The sequence below is a fragment of the Pseudomonas sp. NPDC087336 genome, from assembly GCF_044744285.1.
GTDB lineage: Bacteria > Pseudomonadota > Gammaproteobacteria > Pseudomonadales > Pseudomonadaceae > Aquipseudomonas.
This window is the reverse complement of record NZ_JBIUYA010000012.1, coordinates 84441-100043: the sequence shown is the minus strand read 5'-3', so window position 1 is coordinate 100043 and position 15603 is coordinate 84441. Positions and strand designations below refer to the sequence as shown.

12 protein-coding genes are annotated in these 15603 nt (G+C 60.7%); 2 read left to right on the top strand and 10 right to left on the bottom strand.

Going from position 1 to position 15603, the window contains the following annotated elements; translation table 11 throughout:
- Nucleotides 1-130 precede the first annotated feature (130 nt).
- Nucleotides 131-727, top strand: a complete 597-nt coding sequence (locus ACIO0C_RS14295; RefSeq protein WP_008022038.1) for a superoxide dismutase — start codon at nucleotides 131-133, stop codon at nucleotides 725-727.
- A gap of 117 nt (nucleotides 728-844) precedes the next feature.
- On the opposite strand, the gene ACIO0C_RS14290 is transcribed toward ACIO0C_RS14295, so the two are convergent.
- Together ACIO0C_RS14290 and purL are read right to left on the bottom strand one after the other, a co-directional pair.
- Nucleotides 845-1156 carry an NGG1p interacting factor NIF3 gene (locus tag ACIO0C_RS14290; RefSeq protein ID WP_401312989.1) on the bottom strand — a complete coding sequence of 104 codons (312 nt, stop codon included), beginning with the start codon at nucleotides 1154-1156 and terminating at the stop codon, nucleotides 845-847.
- A 5-nt stretch (nucleotides 1157-1161) separates the two neighbouring features.
- Nucleotides 1162-5058, bottom strand: a complete 3897-nt coding sequence (gene purL / locus ACIO0C_RS14285; RefSeq protein WP_401312986.1) for a phosphoribosylformylglycinamidine synthase — start codon at nucleotides 5056-5058, stop codon at nucleotides 1162-1164.
- 285 nt (nucleotides 5059-5343) lie between these two features.
- Between purL and mltF the strand changes: the two genes are divergently transcribed.
- Nucleotides 5344-6804, top strand: a complete 1461-nt coding sequence (mltF, locus tag ACIO0C_RS14280; RefSeq protein WP_401312983.1) for a membrane-bound lytic murein transglycosylase MltF — start codon at nucleotides 5344-5346, stop codon at nucleotides 6802-6804.
- 90 nt (nucleotides 6805-6894) lie between these two features.
- Here mltF and pdxJ read toward each other — a convergent pair whose 3' ends face one another.
- The 8 genes from pdxJ to lptF all read right to left on the bottom strand — a co-directional run bounded on the left by pdxJ (nucleotide 6895) and on the right by lptF (nucleotide 15305).
- Nucleotides 6895-7635 (bottom strand): pyridoxine 5'-phosphate synthase, encoded by a 741-nt coding sequence (pdxJ, locus tag ACIO0C_RS14275; RefSeq protein WP_401312981.1) that lies wholly within the window; start codon nucleotides 7633-7635, stop codon nucleotides 6895-6897.
- A gap of 49 nt (nucleotides 7636-7684) precedes the next feature.
- Nucleotides 7685-8368, bottom strand: coding sequence for a DNA repair protein RecO (recO, locus tag ACIO0C_RS14270; RefSeq protein WP_401312978.1), 684 nt, complete (start codon nucleotides 8366-8368; stop codon nucleotides 7685-7687).
- Nucleotides 8369-8532: 164 nt separating this feature from the next.
- Entirely contained in the window at nucleotides 8533-9435 is a 903-nt protein-coding gene (gene era / locus ACIO0C_RS14265) for a GTPase Era (protein ID WP_008056597.1), read from the bottom strand.
- Nucleotides 9428-10117 (bottom strand): ribonuclease III, encoded by a 690-nt coding sequence (gene rnc / locus ACIO0C_RS14260; protein WP_401312975.1) that lies wholly within the window; start codon nucleotides 10115-10117, stop codon nucleotides 9428-9430. Before rnc ends, era begins: the two co-directional genes overlap by 8 nt.
- Before the next feature lie 184 nt (nucleotides 10118-10301).
- Entirely contained in the window at nucleotides 10302-11156 is an 855-nt protein-coding gene (gene lepB / locus ACIO0C_RS14255; RefSeq protein ID WP_008056599.1) for a signal peptidase I, read from the bottom strand.
- Between the two features lie 5 nt (nucleotides 11157-11161).
- Nucleotides 11162-12961, bottom strand: coding sequence for a translation elongation factor 4 (gene lepA, locus ACIO0C_RS14250; RefSeq protein ID WP_180205238.1), 1800 nt, complete (start codon nucleotides 12959-12961; stop codon nucleotides 11162-11164).
- A gap of 171 nt (nucleotides 12962-13132) precedes the next feature.
- Nucleotides 13133-14194, bottom strand: coding sequence for an LPS export ABC transporter permease LptG (gene lptG / locus ACIO0C_RS14245; RefSeq protein WP_401312970.1), 1062 nt, complete (start codon nucleotides 14192-14194; stop codon nucleotides 13133-13135).
- Nucleotides 14187-15305, bottom strand: a complete 1119-nt coding sequence (gene lptF / locus ACIO0C_RS14240; RefSeq protein ID WP_401312968.1) for an LPS export ABC transporter permease LptF — start codon at nucleotides 15303-15305, stop codon at nucleotides 14187-14189. The genes lptG and lptF overlap by 8 nt, the downstream gene beginning before the upstream one ends.
- Nucleotides 15306-15603: the final 298 nt, after the last annotated feature.

The window sequence follows — 15603 nt, the reverse complement described above, 5'->3', positions numbered from 1 at the left end:
GGTTATGCCGCACCCCCGGTGCTATGATCCGATCCGATGCGCCGCAAAGAGTACAAACTCCCCGGCGCTTGTCTGGCCGCCCGTGATCGGCCTTGCGCTCACCGCAACTGACCTGATTAGGAGAATCATAATGGCTTTCGAATTGCCGCCGCTGCCGTACGCACACGATGCCCTGCAGCCGCACATTTCCAAGGAAACCCTGGAATTTCACCACGACAAGCACCACAACACCTATGTCGTGAACCTGAACAACCTGGTGCCTGGCACCGAGTTCGAAGGCAAGACCCTGGAAGAAATCGTCAAGACTTCCTCGGGCGGCATCTTCAACAACGCCGCTCAAGTGTGGAACCACACTTTCTACTGGAACTGCCTGGCGCCAAACGCCGGCGGTCAACCAACCGGCGCGCTGGCGGAAGCCATCAACGCTGCCTTCGGTTCGTTCGACAAGTTCAAGGAAGAGTTCAGCAAGACTTCCATCGGCACTTTCGGTTCCGGTTGGGGCTGGCTGGTGAAAAAGGCTGACGGTTCCCTGGCCCTGGCCAGCACCATCGGCGCCGGCAACCCGCTGACCAACGGCGACACCCCGCTGCTGACCTGCGACGTCTGGGAACACGCTTACTACATCGACTACCGCAACCTGCGTCCGAAGTACGTCGAAGCGTTCTGGAACCTGGTTAACTGGAAGTTCGTGGCTGAGCAGTTCGAAGGCAAAACCTTCACCGCTTAAGTCCGACGCCATTCAAAAAACCCGGCTTTCATGCCGGGTTTTTTGTGGGTGCAGAAATGAAGGCAATAAAAAACCCGCTGGCGATTCAGCGGGTTTTTTATTGCGTTGATCAAGGGATCAGAAATCCTCCAACCGCCACACTTCATAAGCCGGCGTCTCATAGGGGTGACTCTGTTTCAGAGCCGCCACCACCGGGCCAATCAACTCATCGGCCACCACAAGCTCAACCTTCCATTCTTCGACCTGCTCGACCTGCCCTGCCTCGCCAATGAACGGCTGGCTGCCGTCCAGTGGGCGAAACTGGCCCAGGCCCAACACCTGCCAGGCGCAATGATCATAAGCGCCAATTCGCCCGCCACCGGCGGCGAACACAGCGCTTTTGACCACCTCGACATGGCTGGCCGGAACAAAAAAGGCGAGCTTGTACACGGCCCTTAGTTCACCCACACACGAGCGTTACGGAACATGCGCATCCAAGGTGCGTCTTCGTTCCAGTCTTCCGAGCGCCACGAGTTCTGCACGGCGCGGAACACACGCTCCGGGTGCGGCATCATGATGGTCACGCGACCGTCGCGGCTGGTCAAACCGGTGATCCCGCGCGGCGAGCCGTTCGGGTTGGCCGGGTAGCTTTCGGTGACCTTGCCGTGGTTGTCGACGAAACGCATCGCCACGCAACCGGACAGATCGGCTTCCAGCAACGCCTCTTCGCTGGCGAATTCGGCATGGCCTTCACCGTGGGCGATGGCGATCGGCATGCGCGAACCGGCCATGCCTTGCAGGAAGATCGAGTTCGACTCCTGGATCTGCACCATCGCCACGCGCGCTTCGAACTGTTCGGAACGGTTACGCACGAAGTGCGGCCAGAACTCGCTGCCCGGGATCAGCTCGTGCAGGTTGGACATCATCTGGCAACCGTTGCACACGCCGAGGGTGAAGCTGTCGTTACGTTCGAAGAAGCCCTGGAACGCATCGCGGGCGCGGCTGTTGAACAGCGCCGACTTGGCCCAGCCTTCACCGGCGCCCAGTACGTCACCGTAGGAGAAGCCGCCGCAGGCTACCAGGCCCTTGAACTCGTTGAGGTCGACACGACCAGCCAGGATATCGCTCATGTGCACGTCGATCGCGTTGAAGCCGGCGCGGTCGAACGCAGCCGCCATTTCCACCTGACCGTTGACGCCCTGCTCACGCAGCACGGCAACCTGTGGGCGGATGCCTTTCTTGATGTAAGGCGCGGCGATGTCCTGGTTGACGTCGTAGCTCAGCTTGACGCTCAGGCCCGGGTTGTCTTCTTCCAGCAGCACGTCGAATTCCTGATCGGCGCAGTCGGCGTTGTCACGCAGACGCTGGATCTGGTAGCTGGTTTCGGCCCACTGGCGTTGCAGCAGACGACGCTGACCTTCGAACACGGTGTCACCGTTGAAGGTGATGTCGATCTGGCCGTTGTTGATCGGCTGACCGATCACCGATACGCACTCGCCCAGGCCCGCAGCGCTGAACTGTGCAAGGATATCCGGGGTGGCGTCCTGGCGAACCTGGATCACGGCGCCCAGCTCTTCGTTGAACAGGATCGCGGCGATGTCAGCGGACGTTTCCGCCAGACCGTCGAGGTTCAGGCTCAGGCCGCAATGACCGGCGAAGGCCATTTCCACCACGCTGGTCAACAGGCCACCGTCGGAACGGTCGTGGTAGGCCAGCAGGTGACCGTCGGCGTTGAGGCCCTGGATCACCGCGAAGAAGGCTTTCAGGTCTTCGGCGTCGTCGACGTCCGGAGCCTGTTTGCCGAGCTTGCCGTGTACCTGTGCCAGGATCGAGGCGCCCATGCGGTTCTGGCCACGGCCCAGGTCGATCAGGATCAGGTCGGTGGTGCCCTTGTCCATGCGCAGTTGCGGGGTCAGGGTCTGACGGATGTCAGTCACTGGCGCGAAACCGGTCACGATCAGGGACATTGGCGAAGTCACGGCCTTGTCCACGCCTTCATCGTTCCAGCGCGTGGCCATGGACATCGAGTCCTTGCCCACCGGAATGGTAATGCCCAGCTCAGGGCACAGTTCCATGCCGACCGCTTTCACGGTGTCGTACAGACGCGCGTCTTCACCCGGGTGACCGGCGGCGGACATCCAGTTCGCCGACAGCTTGATGTCGGAGATCTTGCCGATGCGCGAAGCGGCGATGTTGGTCAGGGTTTCACCGATGGCCATGCGGCCCGACGCCGGAGCGTCCAGCAGCGCCAGCGGAGTACGCTCGCCCATGGCCATGGCTTCACCGGTGTAGACGTCGAAGCTGGTGGCGGTAACGGCAACGTCGGCCACCGGAACCTGCCATGGGCCGACCATCTGGTCACGGGCCACGAGGCCGGTGATGGTGCGGTCGCCGATGGTGATCAGGAAGCTCTTGCTCGCCACGGCCGGGTGATGCAGCACGCGCTCGACGCAGTTGGCGATGTCAAGGGTCGACGGATCGAAATCGTCGCCCAGCTCGTTTTCACGCACCACCGAACGGTGCATGCGCGGGGCTTTGCCCAGCAGCACTTCGAGCGGCATGTCCACCGGGCTGTTGCCGAAGTGGCTGTCGGTGACGGTCAGCTGCGGCTCGGCCGTGGCTTCGCCGACGACGGCAAACGGGCAACGCTCACGTTCGCAGATCGCCTTGAAGCGCGCAAAGTCGGCCGGGCCGACTGCCAGCACGTAGCGTTCTTGGGATTCGTTGGACCAGATTTCGTGCGGGGCCATGCCCGGCTCGTCGTTTGGAATGTTACGCAGTTCGAAACGGCCACCGCGGTCGCCGTCGTTGACCAGTTCCGGGAAGGCGTTGGACAGACCGCCCGCACCCACGTCGTGGATGAAGCTGATCGGGTTCTTGTCGCCCAGTTGCCAGCAACGGTCGATGACTTCCTGGCAACGGCGCTCCATTTCAGGGTTTTCACGCTGAACGGAGGCGAAGTCCAGGTCTGCCGAGCTGGTGCCGGTGGCCATGGAGGAAGCGGCGCCGCCGCCCAGGCCGATCAGCATCGCCGGGCCGCCGAGCACGATCAGCTTGGAGCCAACCAGGATCTCGCCTTTCTTGACGTGTTCTTCACGGATGTTGCCCATGCCGCCAGCCAGCATGATCGGCTTGTGGTAACCGCGAACTTCGTCACCGTGCGGGGTGCTGATCGACTGTTCGAAGGTACGGAAGTAGCCGGTCAGTGCCGGACGACCGAATTCGTTGTTGAACGCAGCGCCGCCCAGCGGGCCTTCGATCATGATGTCCAGCGCGGTAACGATGCGCTCGGGCTTACCGTACGGCACTTCCCACGGCTGTTCGAAGCCCGGGATCTGCAGGTTGGACACGGTGAAACCGGTCAGGCCGGCTTTTGGCTTGGCGCCACGACCGGTCGCGCCTTCGTCGCGGATCTCGCCACCGGAACCGGTGGATGCGCCCGGGAACGGGGCAATCGCGGTCGGGTGGTTGTGGGTCTCGACCTTCATCAGGATGTGCACCGGCTCCTGCACCGCGCCGTACTGGCGGGTTTCAGGGTCCGGGAAGAAACGCCCGGCCACGGAGCCGACGATTACCGAAGCGTTGTCCTTGTAAGCCGACAGAACGCCCTCGCTGTGCATCACGTAGGTGTTCTTGATCATGCCGAACAGGCTTTTTTCCTGGCTTTCGCCGTCGATGTCCCAACTGGCGTTGAAGATCTTGTGACGGCAGTGCTCGGAGTTCGCCTGGGCGAACATCATCAGTTCGATGTCGTGCGGGTTGCGCTTCAAGCCAACGAAGGCGTTGACCAGGTAGTCGATCTCGTCTTCGGCCAGGGCCAGGCCCAGCTCGGTGTTGGCTTTTTCCAGCGCGGCGCGGCCGCCACCCAACACGTCGATCGCGGTCAGGGGCTTGGGTTCGGCGTGACTGAAGAGGCCGGCAGCCTGTTCCAGGTTGCCCAGGACGATCTGGGTCATGCGGTCGTGCAGTGCGTCGGCGATCAACTGGGCTTCAGCGTCGCTGAACTGGCCAGCCACATAGAAGGCAATGCCGCGCTCGATACGCTGGATCTTGGTCAGGCCGCAGTTGCGAGCGATGTCGCTGGCCTTGCTCGACCAGGGCGAGATGGTGCCGAAACGTGGCAACACCAGGAACAGACGACCGGTCGGCTCCTGGACCGGAACGCTTGGACCGTACTTCAGAAGGCGCGCAAGCACCTGCTGTTCGTCGCCGGTCAGGTCGCCGGTAACTTCGGCGAAGTGAGCGAATTCAGCATACAGGCCACTGACAGCCGGAACCTTCTGGCTCAGTTGCTCAAGGAGCTTGCTGTGGCGAAAGGCAGAAAGGGCAGGAGCGCCGCGCAGGATCAACATCTTCGGGACAGCCTCGGGAAGGGGTGTGCTTTGAGGCCGTGCATTCTAGCCTAAACAGCCAGCGACAGCACCCGAAACGCTACGCACGGTTGCACTCGAGTGTCGATCTGTGTTTCTGCCCCGAAAGTCAGGTTAACCAGCCGGGTGACGACAGCTTATTTTTACTGTATCAAAATGCTGAAAAGGCCCGTTCCAGCGGGGTTTTGGCCGCTTTTGCGATCTCTAGCAGACTACCCCGTTGCTGTCGAGATATGGCGCTCGTGGTCCTTTGCGTATACTGCGCAAATGTTTTCCCCAACGGCTTTGCGTCCGCGGTACGCCAAATGGCTGATCGCAACCGGACTCTTCCTGATGCTCAGTGGCTGTGTTGATAAACCCAACACACTGGAGCGCGTAAAGGAGGATGGTGTGCTGCGGGTGGTTACCCGTAACAGCCCCGCCACCTACTTTCAGGATCGCAGCGGTGAGACCGGCTTCGAATACGAGCTGGTGAAGCGCTTCGCCGACGATCTGGGGGTCGAGCTCAAGATCGAGACGGCCGATAACCTCGACGACCTGTTCAATCAGGTGGGCAAGCCCAGTGGCCCGGTGCTGGCAGCTGCCGGCCTGGTCAGCAGCGAAGCACGCAAAAAGCAGGTACGGTTTTCCCACCCCTACCTGGAAGTCACTCCGCAGATCATCTACCGCAACGGCAAGTCGCGCCCTACCGACGCGAAGGACCTGGTCGGCAAGAAGATCATGGTGCTCAAGGGCAGCACCCATGCCGAGCAGCTCGCACAGCTGAAACAGAAATTTCCCGGCATCGAATACGAAGAGTCCGACGCGGTCGAGGTCGTTGATCTCCTGCGCATGGTCGACGAAGGTCAGATCGACCTGACACTGGTCGACTCCAACGAAGTCGCGATGAACCAGGTCTACTTCACCAACATCCGGGTGGCCTTCGACCTGGGTGACGCCAGCAACCAGAGCTGGGCCGTGGCGCCGGGCGACGACAACAGCCTGCTCAACGAGATCAACGAGTACCTCGACAAGGTCAAGAAGAACGGCACCCTGCAACGTCTCAAGGACCGCTACTACGGGCATGTCGATGTGCTCGGCTACATGGGCGCCACCACGTTCGCCCAGCACTTGCAGCAACGCCTGCCCAAGTACGAGCAGCACTTCAAGGCATACGCCAAGAAAGAGAAAGTCGACTGGCGCCTGCTGGCGGCAGTCGGTTATCAGGAATCGTTATGGCAGCCCGCAGTGACCTCCAAGACCGGCGTGCGCGGCCTGATGATGCTGACGCAGAACACCGCGCAAGCCATGGGGGTGTCCAACCGCCTCGATCCCAAGCAGAGCATCATGGGCGGCGCCAAGTACCTGGCCTACGTGAAGGACCAGCTGGACGATTCGATCCAGGAGCCGGATCGTACCTGGTTTGCCCTGGCCGCCTATAACGTCGGCAGCGGTCACCTCGACGACGCCCGCAAGCTGGCGGCCAAGGAAGGGTTGAATCCGGACAAATGGCTGGACGTGAAAAAAATCCTGCCGCGCCTGTCCGAGAAGAAGTGGTACAGCAAAACCCGTTACGGCTACGCCCGTGGCGGTGAGCCGGTGCATTTCGTGGCGAACATCCGGCGCTACTACGACATCCTGACCTGGGTGACACAACCGCAGCTTGAGGGCGAACAGGTGGCCGAGGGCAAATTGCATGTGCCGGGGATCGACAAGAGCAAGCCGGCCCAGGAACCTGCCCCGCTGTAGGCGCTAGCTTGCTCGCGATGGTGGGTAACGATAACGCTGGCTTGCTGAATGAACGCGGCGCCCTCAAGTCCATCGCGAGCATGCTCGCTCCTACCGGGCAGCTGCCAGAATCAGCGCTTTCATCTCCGAAACAGCCGACTTGAAGCCCACGAACAACGCATGGGCCACCAGCGCGTGGCCGATGTTCAGTTCGTTGATGCCCTTGATCGCAGCCACCGCCTCGACGTTGTGATAGTGCAGACCGTGGCCGGCATTGACGATCAGGCCTTGCGCCAGGCCGAACGCTACGCCGTCGGCGACGCGCTTGAGCTCTTCAGCCACTTCGGTCGGCGTCTCGGCATCGGCATAACGGCCCGTATGCAATTCGATGGCCGGTGCACCCACACGGTGTGAGGCTTCGATCTGCCGTTCGTCGGCGTCGATGAACAGCGACACTTCAGAGCCGATCTTCGACAGGCGCTCCACGGCGGCCTTGATCCGCGCCTCCTGGCCTGCCACATCCAGCCCACCTTCGGTCGTCAGCTCCTGACGGGTTTCTGGCACCAGGCAGATGTGCGCCGGGCGGATGCGCTCGGCGAACTGCATCATTTCTTCGGTGATGCCCATTTCGAAGTTCATGCGGGTTTGCAGAACGTCCTTGAGCACCAGCACGTCACGCTCCTGGATGTGTCGGCGGTCTTCGCGCAGGTGCACGGTGATGCCGTCCGCGCCCGCCTCTTCCGCATCCAGTGCAGCCTTGACCGGGTCCGGGTAACGAGTGCCCCGGGCCTGACGCAGGGTGGCAACGTGGTCGATGTTCACGCCAAGAAGAATGCGGGTGCTGGTGGTCACGGAAGCGCTCCAGAATAAGAAAAAGTTCGGTGCACAGCATACGGGGAGACTACGGCTTGCGAAACAGCTCGCGACTGACCAGGGGACGACCGCCCAAATGAACGGCCAGTGCCTGGCGCATCAAACGCTTGGCCGCGGACAACGCACCCGCCGCACTCCAGTCGGCTTCAGCCATGGCCAGCAGTTCGGCGCCACTGAACAACCCCGGCTGCAACAAATAGACCCGCTCCAGCCCGGCATCCACCTGCAGACGGTAGAGACCGTCTGGTGCAATGGGTTCGTCGTGGATATCGGCCGTCAATGAAAAGCCGTAGCCCAGGTCATCCAGCAGGCGCCATTCGAACGAACGCAGCAGCGGCTCCAGCGCCCGACCTTCGGCCAGGGCGAGCAAGGTCGCGGCATAGTGATCGAAAACCGAAGGGAAAGGGTCTTCGGCGGGCAGCAGGCGAATCAACAGCTCATTGAGATAAAGACCGCTGAACAATGCCTCCCCGTTGAGCCAGGTGGCGATGCCTGCACTCTCCATGCGTCCGACATTCTTCAGCTCGCCACGCCCGCGAAACTCGACCTCCAGCGGTACGAACGGCCGCGCCAACGTCCCGGCCTTGCCCCGCGCACTGCGCAACACCGCCCGCAGCCGCCCTTGCGGCGTGAGGAAGTCCACCAGCGCGCTGTTTTCGCGGTAGGCGCGGGAGTGGAGGACGTAGGCGGGTTGAGGGATGGGTTGGGACATGGAGCTCTCAATGATGGATCGCGATTTTGCTGACAACCCAAAACCAATGTGGGAGCGGGCTTGCCCGCGATGGCGGACTCACATTCAACATCTCTGCTGAATATTACATCCTCATCGCGGGCAAGCCCGCTCCCACAGGGTTTACTGTGTGGCGCCAACCAGTCTTACAGGTCGCCGTAGCCCAGCGAACGCAAGGCGCGCTCGTCGTCGGACCAGCCGCCCTTCACCTTGACCCACAGGTTGAGCATGATCTTGGAGTCGAACAACAGCTCCATGTCCTTGCGCGCTTCGGTGCCGATGCGCTTGATACGCTCGCCCTTGTCGCCAATGATGATCTTCTTCTGGCCATCACGCTCAACGAGGATCAGGGCATGGATGTGCAGGGTCTTGCCCTGCTGCTTGAACTCTTCGATTTCGACGGTGATCTGGTACGGCAGCTCGGCGCCCATCTGGCGCATGATTTTCTCGCGTACCAGCTCGGCGGCGAGGAAACGGCTGCTGCGGTCGGTGATCTGGTCTTCCGGGAAGAAGTGATCGTTTTCCGGCAGATGGTCAGCGATCACCCGCTCCAGCGCGTCGAGGTTATGCCCGTGCTGCGCGGAAATCGGGATGATCTGTGCGTTCGGCAACTGCTCCTGCAACCAGCTCAGGTGCGGCATCAACTCAGCCTTGTCTTCGATGCGATCAGTCTTGTTCAGTGCCACGATCAGAGGGCCGGTCACGTACTGCACGCGCTCGAGGACCATCTGGTCTTCGTCGGTCCACTTGGTACGGTCGACCACGAAGATCACCACATCGACGTCTTTCAACGCCGCCGATGCGGTCTTGTTCATGTAGCGGTTCAAGGCCTTTTCGCCGCCCTTGTGCATACCCGGCGTATCGACGTAGATCGCCTGTACATCACCCTCGGTCTTGATGCCGAGCATGTTGTGACGGGTGGTTTGCGGCTTGCGCGAGGTGATCGCCAGCTTCTGGCCGAGGATGTGGTTGAGCAGCGTGGACTTGCCCACGTTCGGACGGCCGACGATGGCAACATAGCCACAGCGCGTTGCGTTTGTATCAGTCATTGCCATTCTCCACACCCAGGGCAATCAGTGCTGCGGCGGCCGCTACCTGTTCGGCAATACGACGGCTCACACCCTGACCTCGGCTTTTTTCATTCAGAAGGGTGATTTCACATTCGACGAAGAACGTCCGGCAATGCGGTTCACCCTGGATATCCACCACTTCGTAACGCGGCAGCTCGCAACCACGGGACTGCAGGAATTCCTGCAGGCGGGTTTTTGGATCTTTGTTGGTGTCGACCAGCGTCAGGCCTTCGAACTCCCCAGCCAGCCAGGCCAGCACGCGCTCGCGCGCCACTTCCATGCCGGCGTCCAGGTAGATCGCGCCAATCAGTGCTTCCAGGGCATCGGCCAGAATCGACTCGCGACGGAAACCGCCGCTTTTCAGTTCACCGGAGCCCAGGCGCAGGTACTCGCCCAGGTCGAAACCCCGGGCCAGTACGGCCAGGGTCTCACCTTTGACCAGGCGTGCGCGCAAACGCGACAGCTGGCCTTCGCGGGCCAGCGGGAAGCGATCGAACAACGCCTCGCCGGCAACGAAGTTGAGGATGGCATCACCGAGGAATTCCAGGCGTTCGTTGTTACGCCCGGCAAAACTGCGGTGAGTCAGGGCCAGGACCATCAGCTCCTGATCCTTGAAGGTGTAGCCGAGCTGACGCTCGAGACGGCTTAAGGAGATGCTCACGGTTTACCCACGCTGAGTTCGTGGTTGGATTCCACCGCCATCGCCGGGAGTCGGCGCAGGCTTGGGACAATTAACGCTGTGTTCAAAAATAACGTCCTGAATATCGTTGTTTTCATGCCTCTGTTGCCGATTGTGCCGACTCCAGAAAAGCATTCGGCGCTGTGTTCAACAGCGCCGTGTCTGATTACTGGATCAGGCCAACCCGCGAGAAATTCGGCAGGTGACTGAGTTTGGGTTCCGGCCAGCTCATCCAGACCGCGAAGGCCTTGCCGACGATATTCTTGTCGGGAACCATGCCCAGCAGATCCTTGGGAATGGCTGGATCATCCCAATAGCGACTGTCGTTGGAGTTGTCGCGGTTGTCGCCCATCATGAAGTAGTGCCCGGCGGGCACCGTCCATGTACGGTCCGGCGCTGCGCGGTAACGGCTCATCTCCTTGCGGATCAAGTGCTCGGCGACACCAAGTTTTTCCTTGTAGAGCTCGGCGCTGCCCAAGGTGCCCGGCTCGGAGCCGACCAGCTTTTCGGCAATCGACTCACCGTTGACGAACAGACGCTTGTCAGCGGTGTACCGCACCGTATCGCCCGGCAGCCCCACTACACGCTTGATGTAGTTGACGTTCGGATCGCTCGGATAACGGAACACCATCACATCGCCACGCTGCGGCTCACCGACTTCGATGACTTTCTTGTCGATCACCGGCAAGCGGATCCCGTAGGAAAACTTGCTCACCAGGATGAAGTCGCCGACGTCCAGGGTCGGTTTCATCGAGCCGGAAGGGATCTGGAACGGTTCCACCAGGAACGAACGCAGCACCAGCACGATGAACAACACCGGGAAGAACGACTTGCCGTATTCGACCAGCAAGGGTTCTTTGCTCAGCTTCTCGACCACCACCCCGTCAGGCTGGCTGACGCTGCCCTGATAGGAAGCGATGGCAGCACGCCGACGCGGCGCCAGGATCAACAGATCAAGCAACGCCAACAGGCCGCAGACGAACACGGCGATGACCAGCAACAGCGGGAAATTTAGTGACATAGGACCTAGCTATCCAACCTGAGCACGGCAAGGAAGGCTTCCTGTGGAATTTCCACGTTGCCGACCTGCTTCATGCGTTTTTTACCGGCCTTTTGCTTTTCCAGCAGCTTTTTCTTACGGCTTACGTCACCGCCGTAGCATTTGGCCAATACGTTCTTTCTGAGCGCCTTGACGGTTGTACGCGCCACAATCTGCCCGCCAATGGCGGCCTGGATTGCCACGTCGAACATCTGCCGCGGAATCAGTTCTTTCATCTTCTCGGTCAACTGGCGACCTTTGTAGTGCGCATTGTCACGGTGCACGATCAACGCCAGGGCGTCGACCTTGTCGCCGTTGATCAGCACGTCCAGTTTCACCAGACTAGCCGATTGGTAACGATCGAAATGGTAATCCAGCGAAGCATAGCCGCGGCTGGTGGATTTCAGGCGATCGAAGAAGTCCAGTACCACTTCGTTCATCGGCAAGTCGTAGGTCACCTGGACCTGAGAGCCAAGGAACAGCATGTCGACCTGCACACCACGTTTCTCGATGCACAGCGTAATGACGTTACCCAAGTGCTCTTGCGGCACAAGAATGTTGGCGCGCACGATCGGCTCGCGCATGTCTTCGATGGAAGACAGGTCCGGCAACTTCGACGGGTTATCGACGTAGATCGTCTCGCCGGTCTTGAGCAGCAGCTCGAAGATTACCGTCGGCGCCGTGGTGATCAGGTCCAGGTCATACTCGCGCTCAAGGCGCTCCTGGATGATTTCCATGTGCAGCATGCCGAGGAACCCGCAACGGAAGCCGAAGCCCAGGGCGTCGGAGCTTTCCGGGGTGTACTGCAGCGACGAATCGTTCAGGGTGAGCTTTTGCAGGGCCTCACGGAAGTCCTCGAAGTCGTCGGAGCTGACCGGGAACAGGCCGGCGTAGACCTGCGGCTGGATGCGCTTGAAACCTGGCAGTACATCGACATCCGGCGTCGAGCTCAAGGTCAGGGTGTCACCCACCGGCGCACCGTGAATGTCCTTGATGCTGGCGATGATGAAGCCCACTTCACCGGCCTTCAGGTCGGCGGTCGGGGTGTGTTTCGGGTTGAATACACCGACGCTGTCCACCAGGTGGACCTTGCCGGTGGACTTGACCAGGATCTTGTCACCCTTCTTCACCCGACCGTGGCGCACACGCACCAGGGACACGACGCCCAGGTAGTTGTCGAACCAGGAGTCGATGATCAACGCTTGCAGCGGATCTTCGATGTTGCCGGTCGGGGCAGGAATGGTGGTGACCAGGCGTTCAAGCACTTCATCAACGCCCAGGCCGGTCTTGGCAGAGCAAGTGACCGCGTCGGTGGCATCGATGCCAATGATTTTTTCGATTTCTTCCTTGACGCGGTCCGGATCGGCCTGTGGCAGGTCGATCTTGTTCAGCACCGGCATCACTTCCAGGCCCTGCTCGATGGCCGTGTAGCAGTTGGCAACCGATTGCGCTTCAACACCTTGGCCGGCATCGACCACCAGCAGCGCGCCTTCACAAGCTGCCAGCGAGCGGCTCACTTCATAGGTGAAGTCAACGTGACCTGGGGTATCGATGAAGTTCAACTGGTAGTTGATACCATCGCGAGCCTTGTAATACAGCGTGACGCTGTGCGCCTTGATGGTGATCCCGCGCTCGCGCTCAAGATCCATGGAATCCAGTACCTGGGCTTCCATTTCACGCTCGGCCAGGCCGCCGCACATCTGGATGAAGCGATCGGCCAGCGTCGACTTGCCATGGTCAATGTGGGCGATGATGGAGAAATTGCGGATATGACTCAAATCACTCACGGATCAACACTCAAAAAGGCTGCAGGCATAGCCCGCCGAAAAATAGCCGGGAATTGTACCTGATCCACGGCACAAGCGTCACGTTTGCAGGCCAGACGGCCCGTACAAAAACGCCCCGGTCTTGCGACAGGGGCGTTTTTTATCAGCAGCGAAGCGAGGAACAGGCCGCCATCAACCGGCGCGACGCAACAACCACAGCCCGGCCAGGGCACAGACACTGGCTGGCACGAGCACCGCAAACAGGGGCGAAAAACCGAAAACCAGGCTTGAAGGCCCCAGCAGATCCTGGGCAATACGGAAGGTAAAGCCCACCAGCACACCGGTAAACACCCGCTGGCCGAGGGTCACCGAGCGCAGCGGACCAAAGATGAAGGAGATTGCCATCAGCACCAGGGCAGCGGTGACCAGGGGCTGCAACACCTTGACCCAAAATGCCAGCCAGTAACGGCCATTGTTCAGTCCCTGGTCAGCCAGATAGTGGATATAGCCCCACAGCCCCGAGATCGACAGCGATTCCGGCGCCATGACCACCGTGCTCAGCAATTGCGGGCTCAACGCCACTTCCCAGCGCTCGACCGGAGCAGTCACCACTTCGGTGCTCTTTTCGTGGAATACCGTGGTGGTGACATCGGACAACTGCCAGTGATCCTTGTCGAACTCGGCGCGCTTGGCGAAGCTCGCCGACAGCATGTGCCGCTCTTTGTCGAAGTGATAACGGGTCACGCCATACAGCAGGCCATTGGGCTGCACGGAGTTGACGTGGATGAATTCGTCACCCTGGCGATGCCACAGGCCGTGCTTGGCGCTTTGCGCGTCGCCACTGCCCTGGGCCAGCGAGCGGTTGGCCTGGGCGGCGCTTTCAGTCGCTGGCGCCACATACTCACCAATCAGCACCCCCACCACCATCAGCACCAGCATCGGCTTCATGACCGCCCAGACGATCCGCCCGATGGACACGCCGGCCGCACGCATGATGGTCAGTTCGCTGTTGCTGGCCAGGCTGCCGAGACCGATCAGGCAACCGATCAGGGCCGCCATCGGCAGCATGTCGTAGAGCCGGCGTGGCGCCGTCAGCAACACGTAGCTCAGGACGTCGACCAGGGTGTAGGTATCGCTGGCGTCGCCCATCTCGTCGATGAACGCGAACAACGTGGCCAAGCCGAGAATAATCCCCAATACCGCCAGGATCGCCACGAACACGCTGCTACCAATGTAGCGGTCGAGCTTAACCACGGGCCACCTCCAGCGCGCTGCGGCGACTCGCCATCTTCAAGCGCAAAGGCTCCCAGTAGAGCAGGCCCAGGCCAATGGCCAGGAATATCCCGTGCACCCACCACAAGCCCAGCGCTGGCGGGATCTTGCCCTTTTCAAGGGCGCCGCGAGCGGCAATCAGGATAGTCAGGTAGGCCATATAGAGAAGGATGGCCGGCAACAGCTTGAGGAAACGTCCCTGGCGCGGGTTGACCCGCGACAGCGGCACCGCCATCAAGGTGACAATGAACACCAGCAACGGCAGGGACAGGCGCCATTGCAGCTCGGTGCGCGAGCGAATGTCGTCGCTGCCCAGCAAGGAAGCCGTAGTCATGGCATCACGGTCGGTCACTTCGTCGCTGACGTCCGGCTTGGGCAGCAACACGCCGTATTCGTCGTATTTGATCGCCCGGTAATCGGCTTGCCCCGGATTGCCGTCATAACGGTAGCCGTTATCGAGGATCAGGTAGCGGTTGCCGTCGGGGCGGATTTCCTGTCGGCCTTTTTCCGCCACCAGCACGGAAATCCCGCGATCCTTCTTGTCGGAACTGATGTTCTTTTGCGAAATGAAGACCCCCGCCAGATTGATGCGGTCGTCGGACAGTTGCTCGGTATAGGTCACCCGCGTGCCATCGCGCAGGGCCTGGAAGCGGCCAGGCTCGAGGGTGTCGAACTCGGTCAGGGCATCCTGCTTGTTCAGCAGCAACTGGAACTGATTGGCGCCCTGTGGCGCCAGGCTCAGGCTCAACCAGGCCACGACCAGTGCAACCAGGGTGGCCGGGAACAGGGTCATGCGAAACAGGCGTTGCTGGCTCATGCCGGTGGCCGACAGCACGGTCATTTCGCTTTCAAGGTACAGGCGACCGTACGCCAGCAGGATCCCGAGAAACAGGCCCAGCGGCAGGATCAGCTGCAGGAACCCCGGCAGGCGGAAACCCATGATGAGGAACAGCGAGCCCGGATCCAGTTGACCGGAAGCGGCCTGCGCGAGGTATTTGATGAAGCGTCCGCTCATGATGATGACCAGCAGCACCGCACTGACGGCGCTCAAGGTCAACAGGACTTCGCGGGATAGATAACGGAAGACAATCAAACCAGACACTCCAGGGTTGTCAGGCTATGGCGGCCAAACAAGCAAACACATCAGACAGCCCGCAAGGCAGGGCCGTCGAAAAAGATGGCGCATTATCCTGTGATTGGGTGCGCCTGTCACTGCGCAATGCATGGGGGGAATGTAGGAGCGAGCGCTCCGGGCGGCGATCCGACGATGGTCGTCAACGATTACGCGGGAAGCCTGACACGCCGTGGCGCTTTCAGTTTTTTCGCGAGCAAGCTCGCTCCTACAGTAGCCGACAAAACCGCGAAGATCGTACAACCGAGGGTTGTCAGGC